Below are 18,546 nucleotides of genomic sequence, written 5' to 3' on the forward strand. Positions count from 1 at the left end.
TGCCTTCGTCGGCTCGTGCTCCTATCGTCAGGAGGAAGTTGCAGATTGTCAACAGTTCACTATTCACAATCTCGCCCGGTGTAGGTCTAGAGTCGGGCCAGAAGGAGAGGCCGATCGAGGAGGGGCCGTGAAGCTGGTGTCGGCGGGCGCGCCACCCAGGGCGTCGTTGAGCGACTACGTCCTCGCCGTGCTGCGCGAGAAGCTGGCCACGGGTGAGCTGGCCCCCGGCGTGCACCTGCGCGAGGCCGACCTCGCCGCGGCGCTGGAGGTCAGCCGCGGACCGGTCCGCGAGGCCCTGGCCATGCTCGAGGCGGAGGGCCAGGTGGAGATCCGGCGTCACCGCGGGGCCTTCGTCAGCGTGCTGACCAAGACCGACGTCGAGGAGGTGCACACCCTCCGGGCCGCGGTGGAGGCCCTGGCCGCCGAGCGCGCCGCCACCCGGCTGACCGCCGACCACCTGGCCGAGCTCGACCGGGTGCTCGAGGCGATGAAGGTGACGTCGGGGTCGGTGGCCCCGCAGGAGGCCGTGCGGCTGGACCTGGCCTTCCACGACGTGGTCTACGCCGCCGCCGACCACGCCCGGCTGCTGCGGGTCTGGACGTCCTTGCGCAGCCAGGTCTCGTTCTTCCTGCACACCCGCAACGTGAACTTCCCCGACTTCCCGACCGTGGGGTTCCCCGAGCACCACGCGCTGCGGACCGCCCTCAGCGGCGGCGACCCGGCCGTGGCCCGGGCGGCCGCCGAGGAGCACATGCGCGGCGCCTACACCCGGCTCAGCCAGCTCGACCTGCCCGAGTCCTGACCTCCGCGGCGGTCCTGTCCGAGGCGTCTGGCAGGCTCCTGCCCATGCTTCCCGAGCGCGCGAGCGGCGTCCAGCTGCACCTCACCTCCCTGCCCGGGGGTCGTCTGGGCCCCGCCGCCCGGGAGTTCGTGGAGTGGCTGGCCGCCGCGGGCCAGCAGGTCTGGCAGGTGCTCCCGCTCTCGGTCCCCGACGCCCACGGCTCTCCCTACGCCTCCCCGTCGGCCTTCGCCGCCTCACCCGCGCTGCTGGAGGACCCCACCGCCGAGGTGACGCCGGAGGAGCTGCAGCGCTTCACCGCAGACAACGCCTACTGGGCCGGCTCCTGGGTGGCCCACGGGGGCGACCTGGCCGACCAGGTCCGGTTCACCCGCGAGTGGGGCGCGCTGCGCCGCTTCGCCGCCGAGCGGGGCGTGCAGGTGCTGGGGGACGTCCCGATCTACGTGGCGCCGGCCAGCGCGGACCAGCGGTCCTGGCCCGCGCTGTTCCGCGACGACGCGGTGGCCGGGGTGCCGCCGGACGCCTTCTCCGACACCGGACAGCTGTGGGGGAACCCGCTCTACGACTGGCAGGCCATGGCCGCCGACGGCTACCGCTGGTGGACCGAGCGGCTGCGACGCAGCCTGGAGCTGTTCGACCTGGTCCGCCTCGACCACTTCCGCGGTTTCGCGGCCTACTGGGCGGTGCCCGCCGGGGACGAGACGGCCGAGGACGGGCGCTGGGAGCAGGGTCCGGGGCGGGCGGTCTTCGACGCCGCGGCCGCCGAGCTGGGCCCGCTGCCGGTGCTGGCCGAAGACCTCGGTGACATCGACCAGCCGGTGGTCGACCTGCGCCGGGCGCTCGGGTTCCCCGGGATGGCGGTGCTCCAGTTCGCCTTCGACCCCGACTCCGACGACGTCTCCCACGAGCCGGAGAACCTCGAGCGCGACCAGGTGGTCTACACCGGCACCCACGACAACGACACCGTGGTCGGCTGGTGGTCCGAGCTGCCCGAGCCGCGCCGGGTGGAGGTCCGTCGGGCCTGGCGCGCGGCCGGCGTCCGGACCGACGGGGAGACCGACCCCGCCTGGGCGATGGTCGAGCTGGCCCACGCCGCCCCCTGCCGGCTGGCGGTGTGCCAGGCCCAGGACGTCCTCGCCCTCGGTCGGGAGGCCCGGATGAACACTCCCGGCACCGCCGCCACCTGGGCCTGGCGGCTGCAGCCCGGTCAGCTGACCGACGCCCACGCCCGCCGTCTGCGCGAGGTCACCGAGGCCTCGGGCCGCTGCTGAGCGCCCCCGGCCCCACGATCCCGGTCAGGAGGACGTCGGCTCAGCCCGCCAGCCGGACCACCATCCGGACGGGGTGGTGGTCCCCGCCCGGCCTGCGGATGTCCAGCTCCTGCACCCGGCTGACGACGCTCATGCTCCGCGGGAACACGAACCCGTCGATGGAGGCTCGGGGCGCCTGGTAGCGGTAGCCCGTGCTGCCGCCCCAGACGTCCTGGGGCTGGCTGCGGAGGGCGGTGTTCCAGTCCGCGCCCATGATCATCTGGCCGTCGGCCTCGCGCAGCAGGCTCTTGACGCTGTTCATCATGGGGACGAAGGTCGTGCCGTGGCAGCGCGGCGGCGGCAGGTGGGCCGAGGCCACCGGCAGCGTCGTGCCGTCCACCAGGTGCAGCCGGGCGGTGGCGATCCAGCGCGGTCCGTGACCACCGGACGGGTGGTCGTCGCACTCGGCCGTGGATGCTCCCCGGACCCCGAAGACGAAGCGGAAGTCGGTGACGCCCTCGGGGCCCAGGATCGAGCGGCGGGTCACGACGGCGCTGCCGGCCTCGGCGGAGTCGCGGTCGGCCGCCTGGTGCACCACGAACCCCTCACCGCCCTGCCCGCCGCGGACGATCGCCGGGATGTTGAAGCCCTTGGCCTCCTGCAGCAGCAGCACGTCGGTCTGGTCGAGCAGCCGCTGCAGGTCCGCGATCCGGCTGGCCTGGCCGTCCCTGCGGAACTGGTTCATGTTGTAGGTGATGACCCGCAGCTCGGTGGGGGTCCCGGTGCTGCTGTCCTCGGCGGCCGCCGGTGGGGAGGCCGGGGCCAGGACCAGCGCGAGCAGCAGCGCGGCGAGGGCGGCGGTCAGGGACGTCAGTCGTCGTCTCATCAGGTCCTCCGAGGTGGGGCACCCGGCCGCCTCAGGCAGCGGCGGACGGGGGTGCGGGTGGGACCAGGCGACCACACCACGGAGACGACGACGCGGTGATCAGGTGACGACCGGGAGAACCCCTCCTGAGCGCGGTGTGGCTCGCCGACCTCCGGGGTCCGCTCCGTCGGAGGAGGGACGGGGCTCGGACGAGCGGGTGGCCTGCTACGAGGACGCCGCCGTGGTGACCGTAGTTCCGGCCAGCCGGTCGTGCAGCGGACGCCCGGACCCGAGCAGCACCCCGCCCACGAGCAGCCCGACCACCGGGTAGGTGAGGGCCGTCGCGGTGAGCAGGGCCGGGTCCCGCCGCTCGAAGCCGCCGTCGGCCGCGAGCACGGCGACGACGTGCCCGAGCTGCCAGGGCAGGGCGATCTTCACCGCGTTGCGCGCCAGCGTGCGACCGAACCGGGGTCGGTCGCCCTCGCGCCCTCGCACGGTCAGCCCCACCCGGCGCTTGCCGGGGGTGGCCCCCCGCGGGCCGCTCTCGGTCCATGCCGCCAGGACGGTGGCCACGACCGGCGGCAGGGCGCTCACGGCGACCACCGCCCAGGGGTCCTGCAGCGCCGGGAGGTGGCGCACCGCGAGCCCGACCGGGACCATCGCCCCGGCGATGCCCAGGTAGCACAGGCAGTCCAGCGCGTAGGCCCGACCACGGCGACCAGCGAGCGGGTGCATGCCAGCAGGGTAGGCCGGTCCGGGACCCTCAGACGGGTACCGCGTGCACCGGCCGGGTCACTCCCGGTGCACCTTGTGCTGGGCGGCCTGCGCCCGCGGGCGCACGACCAGCCGGTCGATGTTGACGTGGGAGGGGAGGGAGGCCACCCAGCGGACGCACTCGGCGACGTCCTCGGCGGTCAGCGGCTCGGCGACGCCGTCGTACACCTTCGCGGCCCGCTCGGCGTCCCCGCCGAACCGGGTCAGCGAGAACTCCTCGGTGGCCACCATGCCCGGGGCGATCTCGACCACCCGGACCGGCTCGGCGACGATCTCCAGCCGCAGCGCGCCGACCACCGCGCGCTCGGCGGACTTGGCCGCGTTGTAGCCCGCGCCGCCCTCGTAGCTGGCGTCGGCGGCGGTGGAGGTGATGAAGACGACCTGACCGCCGGCGGCGCGCAGCGCCGGCAGCAGCGCCTGGGTGACGCGTCCGGCCCCCACCACGTTGGTGGCAAACATCTGCTGCCAGGCGTCGAAGTCGGCCTCGGCGACGGGCTCCATCCCCAGCGCGCCGCCGGCGTTGTTGACCAGCAGCGCGCACCGCGGGCCGACCGCCGCGGCCAGGGCGTCGACGTCGGCGGGGTCGGTGACGTCGCAGCGCAGCGCCGTCCCGCCGATCTCCTCGGCCAGGGCCTGGACGCGCTCCTGTCGGCGGGCGGCGCACACGACGGCGAACCCGGCGCCGGCGAGCACCCGGGCGGTGGCCGCGCCGATGCCGCTGCTGGCACCGGTGACCACGGCCACGGGACGGGCGGAGGGGGAGCGGGGGTCTGGGGTGTTCGTGGACATGCCCTGATCCTCTCGCACGGCGGTCGCTAGGCTCGCGACCATGAGCGAACGAGGCACCCTGATCCTGCTCCGCCACGGCGAGAGCGAGTGGAACGCCAAGAACCTGTTCACCGGGTGGGTCGACGTCGACATCAACGAGAAGGGTCTGGCCGAGGCCCGCCGTGGCGGGCAGCTGATGGCCGAGCAGGGCCTGCTGCCCGACGTCGTGCACACCTCCGTGCTGCTGCGCGCCATCCACACCGCCAACGTCGCGCTGGCCGGGTGCGGGCGGCACTGGATCGAGACCAAGCGCTCCTGGCGCCTGAACGAGCGCCACTACGGCGCGCTGCAGGGCAAGGACAAGGCGGCCACCCTCGCGGAGTTCGGCGAGGAGCAGTTCATGACCTGGCGCCGCTCCTACGACACCCCGCCGCCGGAGATCGCCGTCGACGACGAGTTCTCCCAGTTCTCCGACCCGCGCTACGCCGCGCTGCCCACCGAGGCCCGTCCGCGCACCGAGTGCCTGGCCGACGTCGTGGTCCGGATGATCCCGTACTGGTACGACCAGATCGTGCCGGACCTGCAGGCCGGCCGGACGGTCCTGGTCGCCGCCCACGGCAACTCGCTGCGCGCCCTGGTCAAGCACCTGGACGGCATGGGTGACCAGGAGGTCGTCGGGCTGAACATCCCCACCGGCATCCCGCTGCTCTACGAGCTGGACGCCGACATGCGTCCGCTCACCACCGGCGGGCGCTACCTCGACCCGGAGGCCGCCAAGGCATCCATCGAGGCGGTCAAGAACCAGGGCAAGAAGATGCCGTGACGCTGCTGGCCCACCAGCGGGAGTTCATCACCTTCGCCCTCGAGCACCAGGTGCTGCGCTTCGGCGACTTCACCCTCAAGTCGGGCCGGCGTTCGCCGTACTTCTTCAACGCCGGCCAGTTCGACACCGGGGCCACCCTGGCGGGGCTGGGACGCTTCTACGCGGCCGCGATCGAGGCCTCCGGGACGGGGGCCGACATGCTCTTCGGGCCGGCCTACAAGGGCATCCCGCTGGTCGCCGCCACGGCGGTCCAGCTCTTCGAGGCGCACGGTCGGGACCTGCCCTGGGCCTTCAACCGCAAGGAGGCCAAGGACCACGGCGAGGGCGGCAGCATCGTCGGCCGCCCGCTGGCCGGCCGGGTGCTGCTGGTCGACGACGTGATCACCGCCGGCACCGCGGTGCGTGAGGCCGTCGGCATCGTGCGGGACGCCGGTGCGGAGCTGGCGGGGATCGTGGTGGCCATCGACCGCCAGGAGCGCGGTCAGGGGGAGCTGTCGGCGATCGGCGAGGTCGAGCGCGACCTCGGCGTCACCGTGACGGCCATCGTCACCCTCGACCAGGTCGTGCAGCACCTCCGCGAGACCGGCCTGCACGCCGAGCACCTCCCCGCCCTGGAGACCTACCGGGCCACCTACGCCACCGGCTCCTGACCAGGCGGAGCCTGCCCCGGACCGTTGACCCGGCGCGGGGAGCGCGGTAAGTTCTCGCGCTTGTGTCCCCGCTCACCGTCGCCCGGGGACGGCACCCCTTCCTGGTGCTGGTCCGGGCCGGCTTCCGCCAGCAGTCGCAGTACCGGCTGGCCATGCTGGCGGGCCTGGCCACCAACTGCGTCTTCGGGTTCATCCGGGCCTCGGTGCTGCTGTCGGCCCAGGAGTCCGCCACCGGGTCCTTCGCCGGCTACACCCCCCAGACGCTGGCCGCCTACGTCTGGATCTCCCAGGCCCTCCTCGGCTCGGTGATGCTGATGGCCAGCTCCGACATCGCCGACCGGATCAAGAACGGCGACGTCGCCGTGGACTTCCTGCGGCCCGTGCCGGTGCTGCTGAACTACGCCTCGCTGGCCCTGGGCCGAGGCCTCTACAGCCTGGTCCCGCGCGGCGTCCCCGCCGTCACCATGGGTCTGCTGACCGCCGGGTTCTTCCTCCCCACCACGCCCGGGCCCTACCTGCTCGGCGCGTTCAGCGTGGTCGTGGCCGTCGTCGCCTCCTACGTCGGGCTGCACTGCGTGTCCCTGGCCGGGTTCTGGCTGGTGGAGTCGCGTGGGCTCTTCGGTCTCTACGGGCTGCTGGGCACCTTCATGGCCGGCCTCTTCGTCCCGGTCGACCTCTTCCCCGGCTGGTTGCGGACGGTCGCCGCCTGCACCCCGTTCCCCACCTTCCTGCAGTACCCGGTGGACGTCCTCAGCGGCCGCGTCCTCGGCTGGGAGGCGGTGGGGCACCTGGCGGTCCAGGTCGGCTGGCTGGTGGCGCTGGTCGCGCTCGCCCAGCTGCTCACCGCCGCCGGGCGTCGTCGGCTGGAGGTGCAGGGTGGTTGACACGGTGCCGGCGCCGGCGGGCGTCGGAGGGCGGTTCGCCCCCTACCGGGCGGTGCTCGCCTCGCGGATCCGGTCCCAGGCCTCCTACCGGGTCTCCTTCGCCACCGAGCTGGGCACGGCCCTGCTGGTCGGCCTGGTGGAGCTCGCCGAGACGTGGGTGGTGTTCAGCCAGGTGACGGTCCTGGGCGGGTTGACCTTCGGGGCGATCCTGCTGGTCTTCGGGCTGTCCAACATCTGCTTCGCACTCGCCGACCTGGTGCTCGGCCACCTGGACCGGCTGCCGCGCTACATCACCGCCGGCACCATCGACGTCTTCTACCTGCGTCCCCAGCCGGTGCTGGCCCAGCTCGCCACCTCCGAGATCAGCCTGCGCCGGCTGCCGCGGATCGCGGTGGGCGTGGTCGTGCTGGTCTGGGGTCTGGTGGTCAACGACATCACCGACCCGCTGCGCGCGACCGCGGTGATCGCGCTCAGCCTGGTCTTCGGCACCGTGGTCTTCGGCGCCCTCTTCGTCACCGCCGCCGGCTGCCAGTTCTGGCTGGTCAACGGCGCGGAGCTGACCAACGCCTTCACCTACGGCGCCTCCTACGCCGCCACCCAGCCGGCCTCGGTCTTCCCGACCCCGCTCCGGCTGACCTTCGGCTACCTGGTCCCGGCCGCCTTCGTCGGCTACCTGCCGACGCTGGTGCTGCTGGACCTGCCGGGACCGGCCTTCCTGCCGGCCTGGCTGGCCTGGTGGCTGCCGCTGGCTGCCGCGTGGTCGTGCCTGGTGGCCGGGCTGGTCTGGCGTGCGGGCGTCCGCCACTACCAGGGAGCAGGAGGCTGAGATGGCCGTGATCGAGGTGGACCGGCTGGTCCGCGACTTCACCGTGCGCGAGCAGGTGCCGGGCCGGAGGCTGCGCCGCCGGGCCCGCCAGGTGCGCGCGGTGGACGAGATGAGCTTCACCGTCGAGGCGGGGGAGAGCGTCGGCTACATCGGGGCCAACGGCGCCGGGAAGTCGACGACGATCAAGATGCTGGCCGGCATCCTGGTCCCCACCTCCGGCACCCTGCGCACCTGCGGCCTGGACCCGCTGCGCTCACGGCGCGAGCTCGCCGGTCGGATCGGGGTCGTCTTCGGCCAGCGCTCCCAGCTGTGGTGGGACCTGCCGCTGCGCGAGTCCTTCGACATCCTGGCCGCCATCCACCGCCTCGAGCCGACCCAGGCCGTGCGGCGGCGCGAGGAGCTGGTCGAGGAGCTGGAGCTGGCGGAGTTCATGTCCACCCCGGTCCGTCAGCTGTCGCTGGGGCAGCGGATGCGCGCGGAGGTGGCGGCGGTGCTGCTGCACCGCCCCGAGCTGGTCGTCCTGGACGAGCCCACCATCGGGCTGGACGTGCTCAGCAAGCAGCGGCTGCGGGACTTCCTGGTGCACGAGCGCAGCACCCGGGGCACCACCCTGCTGCTGACCACCCACGACATGGGCGACGTCGAGCGGCTCTGCGAGCGGGTGCTGGTGGTCGACCACGGGAGGCTGGCCTACGACGGCAGCCTGACCGGGCTGGCCGCCACCGTGGCGGCCGAGCGGGTGCTCGTGGTGGAGCTGGCCGAGCCGCGTCCCGCGCTGCAGGTGCCCGGGACGCGTCACCTGGGCAGCGACGGTGACGGGGTGCGTCAGCGGCTGGCCTTCGACCCGGCCACCACCACCGCGGCCGGCGTGCTGGCCGCCGTGCAGGGCCAGGCGGAGGTGCGCGACCTGTCGGTGGCCGAGCCCGACATCGAGGACGTGGTCCGCCGGCTCTGGGCCCGCAACCGCGCCCGCTCGGCGGACCGGGCCTGATCTGCTTGACTGCTCGTCGACCCGAGCACGAGGAGGACGACGGTGGCCGAGTGGCCCGAGGAGGCGAGCCGGCAGGCTCGCGACGACTTCGACCGGTTGCTGCCGATGGCGATGCGCGCCGCGCACGTCGAGCTGGCGAGCAAGGGGGAGTTCTGGCCGTTCGCGGTGGTGGTCGACGTCGATGGCGACGCCTCCCGCGCGGCCTCCGAGCTCCCGCGGGAGCGTCCTCCCGCCGGTGAGGTGCTGGCCGAGCTGCGCCGCTCGCTGCGGGCCAGCGAGCAGCCGCTGCGTGCGGTCGCCGTCGTCCTGGACGTGCACGAGCCCCGCCTCGGCTCGGACTGCATCGAGGTCTCCCTGGAGCACCTCGGCTCACCGCCGGTGGTGGTGCAGCGTCCCTACACCCGCCGTCGCTTCGGCGGACGCGTCGCCTACCGCCCCGACGTCACCGTCCCCGGCACGGCCACCATCTTCGTCTGACCGGCCCCGGAGCCGGGATAGCGTGGTCGGGTGGACGGCGTCGACGAGCGGTGGGGATCCTGGGTCGGCTCGGCCCTGGTGGTGCGGGGCGGTGAGCTGGTGGACGAGGCCGCGACCGGCGCGACCGGGTCGGCCCCCTGCACCTCCTCGACGCGGTTCCAGGCCGGCTCGATCAGCAAGCAGGTCATGTCCGTGGTCGTGCTCGCGCTCGGGCAGCGCGGCCGGCTGCAGCTCGACCTCCCCGTCGGCCACTGGCTGGACGACCTGCCAGCCCGGCTGCGCCCCGTCACCCTGGCCCAGCTCCTCAGCCACAGCTCGGGGATGGGGCACTGGGGGGACGTCCCCGGCCTGCCGCCGGTCCTGGAGAGCCCGCCGCCCCGCAGCGACCTGCTGGCCATGGTCACCGACGCGCCGCTGCTGTCCGCGCCGGGGGACCGGTTCCGCTACAGCGGTCCGGGGTTCCTCCTCGTCGCCGCGGTGGTGGAGGCGGTCACCGGCACCTCCTACGGCGAGGTCGCGGCCGAGCTGGTCTTCTCCCCAGCGGGGATGCGGGCCACCACGTCCGGTCGGTTCCCCGTCGGGGACAGCGACGTCGCCCTCGGGCGTCGCGACGGCCGGGAGGTCGTCGTGGACGAGGGGTTCAGCCACCTCCCGGGGACCGGGGACCTGTGGACCACCACCACCGACCTCCTCCGCTACAGCTCCGCGCTGCGCCACGGTGAGCTCCTCGACGCGTCCGCGGCGTCCCTGCTGTGGACCCTGCACACGGAGCTCGACGCCCCCGACCCGGACGAGCAGCCCACGGCTGCGCGGAGCTACGGCTACGGGACGTTTCTCGGCCGGGTCGCAGGACGCGGGGCCTGGTACGTCCCGGGGGACAACCCGGGGTACCAGTCGCTGCTGGCCCACCTGCCCGGCCCCGACGTGACCATCGCCGTCCTCGGCAGCGAGCAGGCGTCCGGGGTGGGCCCGGTGCTGATGCAGCTGGACACGGGCGTCTGAACCCGCCCGGCCCCACCACTCAGTCCGACCCCGCGGTGCCCCGGTCGTGGGCCTGCTGGGCGGCGGCCTCGCCCTCGGTGGTGACGGTGTCGACCTCCTCGGGTCGGGTCTGGTCCAGGCGCAGCGCGATCTGCTCGTCGCCGTAGCGCAGGATCGTGGCGGCGACCGCCACCACCGGCACGGCCAGGAAGGCGCCCGCGATGCCGAACAGGCTCCCGCCGGTGGTCACCGCGATCAGCACCAGGGCGGGGTGCAGCTTCAGCGACTGGCCCTGGAGGAGCGGCTGCAGGACGTTGCCCTCGAGCTGCTGCACCACCAGGATCAGCGCGAGCACGAGCAGGGCGGTGGTCAGGCCCTCCGACACCAGGGCGACCAGGACGGCGAGGGAGCCGACGGCGACGGCGCCGACGATGGGGACGAAGCCACCGAGGAAGGTCAGCACGGCCAGGGCGGGCGCGACCGGCACCCCCAGCAGGACGAGGCCGAGGCCGATGAGCACCGCGTCGGCGGCGCTGACGATGGCCTGGACCCGGATGAAGTCGCTGACCGTCGCGAACGCCCTCGCCAGGACCTCGCTGAGGTGGTTGCCGACGCGGGCCCCGGTGGCGTGTCGCAGCCAGGGCAGGAACTTCGGCCCGTCCTTGAGGAACAGCAGGGCCAGCACCACCACCAGCAGGACCGTCACCAGTCCGGAGGTGATCGCGGAGACCCCGGTCAGGACCCCGCCGGCGATGTCGGTGGCGTTGCTCTGCAGGCGGTCGGTGACCTGGGCCACGGCCTGGTCGATCTGGTCGCTGCCCAGGTTCACCGGCGGCTGCCGCAGCCACTCCCGGACCCGTTGCAGGCCGTCACCGGCGTTGGCGGCCAGCTCGCTGGACTGCCGCACCAGCACCGGTCCGACGAGCACCAGGATCCCCGCGAGCAGCCCCAGCACAGCACCCAGCACGAGCACGGCAGCCAGCAGGTCGGGCACCCGGTGGGCTCTCAGCCAGCGGACGGCGGGCCACAGGGCCGCGGCCACGATCACGGCCAGGACGACCGGTGCCACCCCCACCCAGGCCCGGCCCAGCAGCCACACCACGGCCACCACCACCACGGCCACCGCGGCGATCCGGAGCGACCACCACGCGCTGGTCTGCAGTCCCGACCGGATCACGTCGACGCGGTCACGGGCTCGCCCTCCCGTGGTCGCCACGTCCTGGTCGTCGGCGGGTGTCGTCACGTCCCTCCATCCTCACTCACGTCGAAGAACGTGTCCGGTCCGGACCCTCAGGTCCGACGCATCGCGGTCCACCAGCGTATCCACAGGGTCCGCGGCGCCCGGCGGTGGCCAGGACCGGGCACGGGGAGGCCGGGAACTCCCTCGCCGCCGCGGCGACGACTGGCTACCGTTCGCCCGTGGACGTGGGGAAGGACGTCACCGTGGTGCTCTGCACCGGGGACGGGGAGGTGCTGGGCGCGCTGCCGTCCTTCCCGGTGCCGACACCCTGGTGGCCCGAGGTGACGGAGGTGGTCCGCGGGTGCCGGCACCGTCATGCCGCCGACGTCACCGTGCTCCGGCTGCTGACCGCGCCCGCGGACCTGACCTCGGGGGGCGAGGTGGCCTACCTGGCCGAGCTCACCGGAGCGGTCCCCGCCGACCTCCGCCCGTGGTCGGGGGACCCGACGGCTGAGCACCCCCTGCGCCAGGGCTGGGCCCGGCCGGGCGGGCCACGCCGCGAGCTGGGGTGGGCGGTCGAGCAGCTGGCCGACGCCGGTCGCCCAGCCACCGGGCGGCCGCAGCAGGTCAAGACCTGGAACCTCTCCAGCATCTGGCGGGTCCCCACCGCCGACGGGGACGTCTGGCTCAAGAGCGTGCCGCCGTTCTTCGCCCACGAGGGCCTCCTGATGACCCGGCTCGACCCCTCCTCGGTGCCGCGGCCGCTGGCGGCCCAGCCCGGTCGCGTGCTGCTGCCCGACGTCGTCGGGACCGACCAGTTCCACGCCACCGGTGAGCCGCTGACCGCGATGGTGGAGCAGCTGGTCGCCCTGCAGGTGCCCTTCCTGGGACGCACCGAGGACCTGCTCGCCCTCGGGGTGCCGGACCGGCGGCTGACCACCATCGCCCCGCGGCTGGCCGAGGTGGTCCGGGAGCAGACCGGCGCGCTGGGGGTCGAGGAGCTCCGCCGGCTGGAGCACCTCCTGCAGACCCTGGACGCCCGGGCGGAGCGGCTCGCCGCCTGCGGCATCCCGGACACGCTGGTGCACGGAGACTTCCACCCCGGCAACGTGCGCGGCACCCCGGGGGACCTGGCGATCCTGGACTGGTCCGACTCCGCCGTCGGGCACCCCCTCACCGACGAGCTGGCCTTCTTCCGCCCGCTCGGGAGGGGCGATCGCGAGCGGGTCGCCGCCGTCTGGTCGACGGCCTGGCGCCGCGTCGTCCCCGGCTGCGAGCCCGAGCGCGCCGTCGGGCTGCTCCGGCCGGTGATGCCGCTGGTCGCGGCCATGGTCTACGCCGACCTCTGCGCCGGGATCGAGCCCGACGAGCGGGTCTACCACGCCCGGGACGTCCCCGCCTGCCTGCGCGAGGCCGCCGCCGCGGCCGCCGTCCCGGGCACCTGAGACGCTCTCCCCCGCGGCTGTCGAGACCGGGGGTGCCCGGACGTCATCGGGGTGAGGCAGGCTGACCGGCAGCCGCCCGGACGGAGGAGACGACGATGACGACCGACTACGTGGTGCTGCTGCCCGGGGACGAGTCCCGCTGGGCCGCCGCGGACCCGGCGACCCGGGAGGCGGTGTACGCCCAGCACCGGGAGTTCGCCACCCAGCTGGGGGAGCGGGGCCACACCGTCCTGGGTGGGGCGGAGCTGGAGCACTCGTCCGGGGCCAAGGTGGTCCGCGGCCACCGCGGTGCGGTGACCGTCACCGACGGCCCCTACGCCGAGACCGTCGAGCAGCTCACCGGCTTCTACCTGGTCCGCAGCGACGACCTGGCCGACCTGCTGGACCTCTGCGGTCTGCTCACGAACGCCGAGGCCGTCGAGGTGCGGGCCGTCGTCCCCGACCCCGGCGCCTGAGCCCCGCGAGCAGGCACCGGCGCCGGACGAGGACGTCAGACGGGGAGGAGGGTGACCCTCACGGCCACTGGGCGGCACCCGCGGGCACCGCGCCGGTCACCACGTAGATGACCCGCTTGCCCATCGAGACGGCGTGGTCGGCGATGCGCTCGTAGTAGCGGCCGAGCAGGGCCACGTCGACCGCGGCCTCGACCCCGTAGGGCCACTCGTCGCCCAGCAGCAGACGGAACTGGCTGCGGCGCAGGTCGTCCATCTCCTCGTCGTTCTGGGCCAGGGTCTCGGCCATCTCGACGTCGCGGGCGCGCAGGGTGCTGCCGGCGGTGCCGACCATCTGCTCGGAGATCTCCGCCATCCGGGCGAAGTTCGGGCGCAGCCGCTCGGGGATCGCGATCTCGGGGTAGCGCAGCCGGGCCACCTTGGCCACGTGCGCGGCGAGGTCACCCATCCGGGCCAGCTCGCCGACCATGCGCAGGGCGGAGACGACGATGCGCAGCTCGCCGGCCACCGGGGCCTGCAGCGAGAGGAGGGAGAAGCAGCGGTGCTCGATGTCGTCGGCGACGCGGTCCAGCTTCTCGTCCTCGGTGATCACGCGCTCGGCGATGGCGTCGTCGGCCTGGAGCAGGGCCCGGGTGCTGTCGCGCACGGCCACCTGGACGTCCTGGGACATCGAGACGAGGTCCTCGATGACGCTCTCGAGCTCCACACGGTAGGTCTCTCGCATTTTGGCGGTCCTGACTTGGTCGACGACGTCACGCAGCAGGGCAGTACTGCACCACATGAGCCTAGGCCCGGGAACTGCGCTCCTGCACCTCTGGGGTGAACGCGGCGTGAACGGTCGGACAACGTCCTGCCACGTGGGCCTACCGGGGTCGTCCGCGTGCCCGGGAGGAGTCGGGGCAGGAGGGTGTCGGGCCCTAGAGTGAGCGATCGTGGAGATCCTGCTGGCAGCCGTGGTCGGCGCCGTCGTGGGCGCCACGATCGCGGTGGCGGTGGTGGTGGCGCGGGGTGCTGCCCACCGCCAGACCGCCCAGGAGCGGCTCGAGATCGCCCGGGTGCCGGTGCCGGACGGCGTCTCCCAGATGCTGCGCGTGCTGCGCTCGGCCGGGGTGGTGGTCGGGCCCAGCGACGAGGTGCTGGAGGCCTCCGAGCAGGCCCGGGTGCTGGGGCTGGTGCGGGGCAGCCGGGTGGTGCACCGCGAGCTGCTGGAGCTCGTCCGGGAGTCCCGCAAGGACCGCGACGTCCGCTCGGTCGAGCTCGAGCTCCCGCGCGGTGGGGACCAGCTCAGCCACTTCGCGGTCCGGGTCGGGCCGCTGGCCGAGGACCTCGTGGTCTTCCTGGCCGAGGACCGCACCTCCGCGGTGCGGCTGGAGGCCATCCGGCGCGACTTCGTCACGAACGTCAGCCACGAGCTGAAGACGCCCATCGGCGCCATCTCGCTGCTGTCGGAGGCGGTGGCCTCCGCGGCCGACGAGCCGGAGACGGTGCTCGCCTTCACCGGCCGGATGCAGCACGAGACGGCGCGGCTGACCGGCCTGGTGGCCCAGATCATCCAGCTCTCGGGCGTGCAGGCCGACGACCCGCTGCTGGCCCCGAGGGTGGTCGACGTCGACGAGGTGCTGGCCGAGGCGGTCGACATCGTCCGGGTCGACGCCGAGGACCGCGGCATCCGGCTGCGGGTCGCCGGGCGCGAGGCGCTGCAGGTGATGGGCGACGAGGGCCAGCTGGCGATGGCGGTCAGCAACCTGGTCCGCAACGCCGTGCTCTACTCCGAGCCCGGGGCCCACGTCACCGTCTCCTCGCGCCGCGCGGCCGGCGGCGACGACGCCCGGGTGGAGATCCGCGTCCGCGACACCGGCATCGGCATCGCCGCGGCCGACCTGGACCGGATCTTCGAGCGCTTCTACCGGGTCGACTACTCCCGCAGCCGCGCCAACGGCGGCAACGGGTTGGGGTTGAGCATCGTCAAGCACGTCGCGGCCGCTCACGGGGGCGACGTGGCCGTGTGGAGCAAGGTGGGTCAGGGGTCCACCTTCACCATCACCTTGCCCGAGCACGTGGGCGAGGACGACGGACCAGCCACGGTGGCGGGTCCGCTGCAGCACGAGACACAGGAGCTGAACAGATGACACGGGTACTCGTGGTCGAGGACGAGGACTCCTACCGTGAGGCGCTGAGCTTCATGCTGCGCAAGGAGGGCTTCGAGGTGGTGGAGGCCGCGGACGGGACCGCGGGCCTCGCCGAGTTCGACCGGGTGGGGGCCGACATCGTCCTGCTCGACCTGATGATGCCGGGGCTGCCGGGCACCGAGGTGTGCCGACAGCTCCGCGCCCGCGGGCCGGTGCCGGTGATCATGGTCACCGCCCGCGACACCGAGGTGGACAAGGTGGTGGGCCTGGAGCTGGGTGCCGACGACTACGTCACCAAGCCCTTCAGCCACCGGGAGCTGGTGGCGCGGATCCGGGCGGTGCTGCGACGCGGGCAGGACGTCGAGCTGCTGCCGGACGTGGTCGAGGCCGGTGGCGTGCGGATGGACGTCGAGCGCCACGAGGTGTCGGTGGACGGCCAGCGGATCAAGCTCGCGCTCAAGGAGTTCGAGCTGCTGGAGATGCTGCTGCGCAACTCCGGCCGGGTGATGACCCGGGGCCAGCTGATCGACCGGATCTGGGGCGCGGACTACGTCGGGGACACCAAGACCCTCGACGTCCACGTCAAGCGGCTCCGGGCCAAGATCGAGCCCGACCCGGCCAACCCGGTGCACCTGGTGACCGTCCGCGGGCTGGGCTACAAGTTCGAGGCCTGAGGCCCGCCGGGTCGGCCCGGCCGCCGGCACTAGGGTGAGCCCCGTGACAGGTGAGATCGCGGTCTTCTCCGGCTCGGCCCATCCCGAGTTCGCGGAGGAGATGTGCGACATCCTCGGGGTGGGGCTCTCGCCCTCGCGGACGACGCGCTTCAGCAACGACTGCCTCCAGGTCCAGCTGCGGGCCAACTGCCGGCGGCGCGACGTCTTCGTCGTCCAGCCGCTGGTGCCGCCGGTGCAGGAGAACCTGATGGAGCTGTACCTGATGCTCGACGCCGCCCGCGGCGCCTCCGCCCAGCACATCACCGCGGTGATCCCGCACTTCGCCTACGCGCGCTCGGACAAGAAGGACGCCCCGCGGATCTCCATCGGGGCCCGGCTGGTGGCCGACCAGCTGGCCACCGCCGGGGCGGACCGGGTGGTCACCATGGCGCTGCACTCCGAGCAGGTGCACGGCTTCTTCTCGGTGCCGGTGGACCACCTGAGCGCGCTCAAGGAGCTGGCGATGCACTTCGTGGGCCGCGACCTGTCCAACACCGTGGTGGTCTCACCGGACTTCGGCAACCTCAAGGTGGCCGGTCACTTCGCCCACCACCTGGGGGTGCCGGTGGCGGCCGCGTCGAAGCACCGGCGCTCCGACGACACGGTGGTGATCGACGCCATCGTCGGTGACGTGCGCGGCAAGGACGTGATCGTGCTCGACGACGAGATCGCCACCGCCGGGTCCATCGTGGAGCTGATGACCTGCCTGCGTCGCGACGACGTCCGCAGCGTCTCGGTGGCCTGCACGCACGGGCTGTTCACCGGCCCGGCGGTGGAGCGGCTGCAGGCCGAGACCGGCATCTCCGAGGTGGTCTGCACCAACACCGTGCCGCTGCCGCCCGAGCGACGCGTGCACAACCTCCAGGTGCGTTCGGTGGCCCCGCTGTTCGCGGAGGCGGTGCGCCGGGTGCACCTGGGGGAGTCGATCAGCAGCCTGTTCAGCGACGAGGTCACGGTCGGTTGAGCGGCGTCCCGTGCACCTGAGGACGGGAGGGACCGACGGCCGACCCGTGCTGCTCCTGCACGGCGGGGGTGTCGCCGGCTGGATGTGGGACCCGCTGACCGCGCGGCTGCGCCCGGGGCTGCGGCTGCTGGTGCCCGACCTGCCCGGCCACGACCGCAGCGCCGCGCTGGCCTACCACTCCCACGACGCGACGGCGACCGCGCTGGAGCGGTTGCTCGAGGACGAGGCCCGGCCGGTGGCGGTCGTCGGCTTCTCCCTCGGGGCCCAGCTCGCGGTCCTCCTCGCCGCGCGCCGGCCCGACCTCGTCGACCGGGTGTGCGTGGTCAGCGCCCTGGCCCGCCCACCCCGGGCCCGGGGGGCGACGCTGGCCCTGGTCGGCGCGACGGCCGGCCTCGCGGGACGCGACTGGTTCGCCCGGCTGCAGGGACGACAGCTGTCGGTGCCCGCGGACCTGCTGGCCGACTACGTCCGCACCTCCGCGAGCCTGTCGCGGTCGACGCTGCTGGCCAGCATCGGGGAGAACCTGCGCTTCACGGTCCCGGCGGGCTGGTGCACGTTCCCCGGCCGGGCCCTCCTGCTCGCCGGGTCGCGCGAGCAGAGGTCGGTGAGGGCGTCGGCGGAGGCCCTGCACCGGGCGCTGCCGCACAGCGCGGTCGAGGTCGTCCGGGGGAGCGGGCACGACATCCCGCTGCGGCGGCCGGACCTGCTGGCCGCCCGGCTGCACGCGCTGCTGGACGGCTGAGCGCCGGCAGCCCCGCGGGTGGGCGTCAGAGCGGGAGCGGTCCCTCGGACGCCCGCGGGCCGTCCACCCTCAGGAGGGCGTGCTGGACGGGCTGGGGGAGGCGCTCGGTGCGGGAGAGGGGGACACCGTCCGGAAGTGCTGGGCGAGCCCCACGATCGGCACGACCAGGGTGGCCTCGCCACCCTCGCGGAAGGTCAGCGTGAGCTCTGCGGTCAGCCCGTCCACGACGCCCTCGCCGCTGACGGTGATCACCGGGCGGTCGGTGGTCAGCACGACGAGGCCGTCGGCCGGGTCGAGGGCGTAGTCCCCGCCGAGGGTGACCTCCAGGGGGGCGCCGCGCTCGCCGTCGGGGCCGATGGGGACACCGCTGACGTCGACCAGCTCGTCGGGGCGCTCGACCACCAGGCCGGCGGAGAGGTAGCCCTCGCCGTCGGAGCGGGACACGACCAGGAGGTTGCGGACCATGGTGGTCGGCCCGACACCGGGCTCGGTGGAGACGTCGATGTTGACCCCCGCGGCCGGGGTGTAGGGCTGCAGCGTCTGGACGTCGAAGCCGCAGCCACCGACCCCGGCGGTCAGGCCGAGGGCCAGCGTGGCGGCGGCCAGGCCCCGGACCAGTCGGCGTCGGGGTCGCACGGCGGCGACGGTGCGTCGGTCGATGGTGCCCACGTGGACGTGCTCCTCCTGCTCGGGTGCGAGCAGCCTACCGACAAACCCCGTGGCGGGCTCGCCGGTAGCCCCCGGGCGGCCCGTCGAGACACACGCGCTCTCATCTGTCAAGGTCTGTCAAGTGCCTCCACCGGCCTCTGGCTAGGGCAAACGCCGGTAGGGGC

The 18,546-nt window shown here is 73.8% G+C and carries 21 protein-coding genes; 15 read left to right on the top strand and 6 right to left on the bottom strand.

What is annotated here, in order from left to right; translation table 11 throughout:
* Positions 1-127: 127 nt before the first annotated feature.
* Entirely contained in the window at positions 128-802 is a 675-nt protein-coding gene (locus tag BLT52_RS11355) for a GntR family transcriptional regulator (protein WP_197679008.1), read from the top strand.
* 44 nt (positions 803-846) lie between these two features.
* A complete protein-coding gene (locus BLT52_RS11360; RefSeq protein ID WP_090593624.1) occupies positions 847-2,070 on the top strand; it encodes a 4-alpha-glucanotransferase in 1,224 nt (407 codons plus the stop codon).
* Between the two features lie 40 nt (positions 2,071-2,110).
* Here BLT52_RS11360 and BLT52_RS11365 read toward each other — a convergent pair whose 3' ends face one another.
* The 3 genes from BLT52_RS11365 to BLT52_RS11375 all read right to left on the bottom strand — a co-directional run bounded on the left by BLT52_RS11365 (position 2,111) and on the right by BLT52_RS11375 (position 4,477).
* Positions 2,111-2,935 (bottom strand): endonuclease/exonuclease/phosphatase family protein, encoded by an 825-nt coding sequence (locus BLT52_RS11365; protein ID WP_157677088.1) that lies wholly within the window; start codon positions 2,933-2,935, stop codon positions 2,111-2,113.
* A 204-nt stretch (positions 2,936-3,139) separates the two neighbouring features.
* Positions 3,140-3,649 (bottom strand): RDD family protein, encoded by a 510-nt coding sequence (locus BLT52_RS11370; protein WP_090593629.1) that lies wholly within the window; start codon positions 3,647-3,649, stop codon positions 3,140-3,142.
* A 57-nt stretch (positions 3,650-3,706) separates the two neighbouring features.
* Positions 3,707-4,477 carry an SDR family NAD(P)-dependent oxidoreductase gene (locus tag BLT52_RS11375; protein WP_090593631.1) on the bottom strand — a complete coding sequence of 257 codons (771 nt, stop codon included), beginning with the start codon at positions 4,475-4,477 and terminating at the stop codon, positions 3,707-3,709.
* Between the two features lie 40 nt (positions 4,478-4,517).
* Between BLT52_RS11375 and BLT52_RS11380 the strand changes: the two genes are divergently transcribed.
* From BLT52_RS11380 to BLT52_RS11410, 7 genes are all read left to right on the top strand, one after another.
* Positions 4,518-5,279, top strand: coding sequence for a phosphoglyceromutase (locus BLT52_RS11380; RefSeq protein WP_090593635.1), 762 nt, complete (start codon positions 4,518-4,520; stop codon positions 5,277-5,279).
* Entirely contained in the window at positions 5,276-5,929 is a 654-nt protein-coding gene (pyrE, locus tag BLT52_RS11385) for an orotate phosphoribosyltransferase (RefSeq protein WP_231946274.1), read from the top strand. The genes BLT52_RS11380 and pyrE overlap by 4 nt, the downstream gene beginning before the upstream one ends.
* 62 nt (positions 5,930-5,991) lie before the next feature.
* Positions 5,992-6,813: an ABC transporter permease gene (locus BLT52_RS11390; RefSeq protein ID WP_231946275.1), complete on the top strand. Its 822-nt coding sequence runs from the start codon at positions 5,992-5,994 to the stop codon at positions 6,811-6,813.
* Positions 6,806-7,639 carry an ABC transporter permease gene (locus BLT52_RS11395; protein WP_197679009.1) on the top strand — a complete coding sequence of 278 codons (834 nt, stop codon included), beginning with the start codon at positions 6,806-6,808 and terminating at the stop codon, positions 7,637-7,639. Before BLT52_RS11390 ends, BLT52_RS11395 begins: the two co-directional genes overlap by 8 nt.
* Before the next feature lies 1 nt (position 7,640).
* Positions 7,641-8,630 (top strand): ABC transporter ATP-binding protein, encoded by a 990-nt coding sequence (locus tag BLT52_RS11400; RefSeq protein WP_090593638.1) that lies wholly within the window; start codon positions 7,641-7,643, stop codon positions 8,628-8,630.
* Positions 8,631-8,672: 42 nt separating this feature from the next.
* Entirely contained in the window at positions 8,673-9,107 is a 435-nt protein-coding gene (locus tag BLT52_RS11405; protein WP_090593640.1) for a hypothetical protein, read from the top strand.
* A gap of 30 nt (positions 9,108-9,137) precedes the next feature.
* Positions 9,138-10,109, top strand: a complete 972-nt coding sequence (locus BLT52_RS11410; protein WP_090593643.1) for a serine hydrolase domain-containing protein — start codon at positions 9,138-9,140, stop codon at positions 10,107-10,109.
* Between the two features lie 19 nt (positions 10,110-10,128).
* Here BLT52_RS11410 and BLT52_RS11415 read toward each other — a convergent pair whose 3' ends face one another.
* Positions 10,129-11,331, bottom strand: coding sequence for an AI-2E family transporter (locus BLT52_RS11415; protein ID WP_197679010.1), 1,203 nt, complete (start codon positions 11,329-11,331; stop codon positions 10,129-10,131).
* A 176-nt stretch (positions 11,332-11,507) separates the two neighbouring features.
* On the opposite strand from BLT52_RS11415, the gene BLT52_RS11420 reads away from it, so the two are divergent.
* Positions 11,508-12,713, top strand: a complete 1,206-nt coding sequence (locus tag BLT52_RS11420; RefSeq protein ID WP_090593646.1) for an aminoglycoside phosphotransferase family protein — start codon at positions 11,508-11,510, stop codon at positions 12,711-12,713.
* 95 nt (positions 12,714-12,808) lie between these two features.
* Complete coding sequence (locus BLT52_RS11425) at positions 12,809-13,168, top strand: YciI family protein (protein ID WP_231946276.1); 360 nt, start codon at positions 12,809-12,811, stop codon at positions 13,166-13,168.
* Positions 13,169-13,226: 58 nt separating this feature from the next.
* On the opposite strand, the gene phoU is transcribed toward BLT52_RS11425, so the two are convergent.
* Entirely contained in the window at positions 13,227-13,889 is a 663-nt protein-coding gene (gene phoU, locus BLT52_RS11430; RefSeq protein ID WP_090593649.1) for a phosphate signaling complex protein PhoU, read from the bottom strand.
* Positions 13,890-14,097: 208 nt separating this feature from the next.
* Between phoU and BLT52_RS11435 the strand changes: the two genes are divergently transcribed.
* The 4 genes from BLT52_RS11435 to BLT52_RS11450 are packed head-to-tail and all read left to right on the top strand — an operon-like array spanning position 14,098 to position 17,713.
* Positions 14,098-15,294 (top strand): sensor histidine kinase, encoded by a 1,197-nt coding sequence (locus tag BLT52_RS11435; RefSeq protein WP_172804028.1) that lies wholly within the window; start codon positions 14,098-14,100, stop codon positions 15,292-15,294.
* Positions 15,291-15,968 (top strand): response regulator transcription factor, encoded by a 678-nt coding sequence (locus BLT52_RS11440; protein ID WP_090593652.1) that lies wholly within the window; start codon positions 15,291-15,293, stop codon positions 15,966-15,968. The genes BLT52_RS11435 and BLT52_RS11440 overlap by 4 nt, the downstream gene beginning before the upstream one ends.
* Positions 15,969-16,011: 43 nt before the next feature.
* Positions 16,012-16,971 carry a ribose-phosphate diphosphokinase gene (locus BLT52_RS11445; RefSeq protein WP_090593654.1) on the top strand — a complete coding sequence of 320 codons (960 nt, stop codon included), beginning with the start codon at positions 16,012-16,014 and terminating at the stop codon, positions 16,969-16,971.
* A gap of 46 nt (positions 16,972-17,017) precedes the next feature.
* The gene (locus BLT52_RS11450) at positions 17,018-17,713 is read left to right on the top strand and encodes an alpha/beta fold hydrolase (RefSeq protein ID WP_197679011.1); all 696 of its coding nucleotides are present in this window, start codon (positions 17,018-17,020) and stop codon (positions 17,711-17,713) included.
* A 69-nt stretch (positions 17,714-17,782) separates the two neighbouring features.
* On the opposite strand, the gene BLT52_RS11455 is transcribed toward BLT52_RS11450, so the two are convergent.
* Positions 17,783-18,382 (bottom strand): hypothetical protein, encoded by a 600-nt coding sequence (locus BLT52_RS11455; RefSeq protein ID WP_090593660.1) that lies wholly within the window; start codon positions 18,380-18,382, stop codon positions 17,783-17,785.
* Between the last annotated feature and the right edge of the window lie 164 nt (positions 18,383-18,546).

This window comes from Auraticoccus monumenti (genome assembly GCF_900101785.1).
Classification (GTDB): Bacteria; Actinomycetota; Actinomycetes; order Propionibacteriales; family Propionibacteriaceae; genus Auraticoccus; species Auraticoccus monumenti.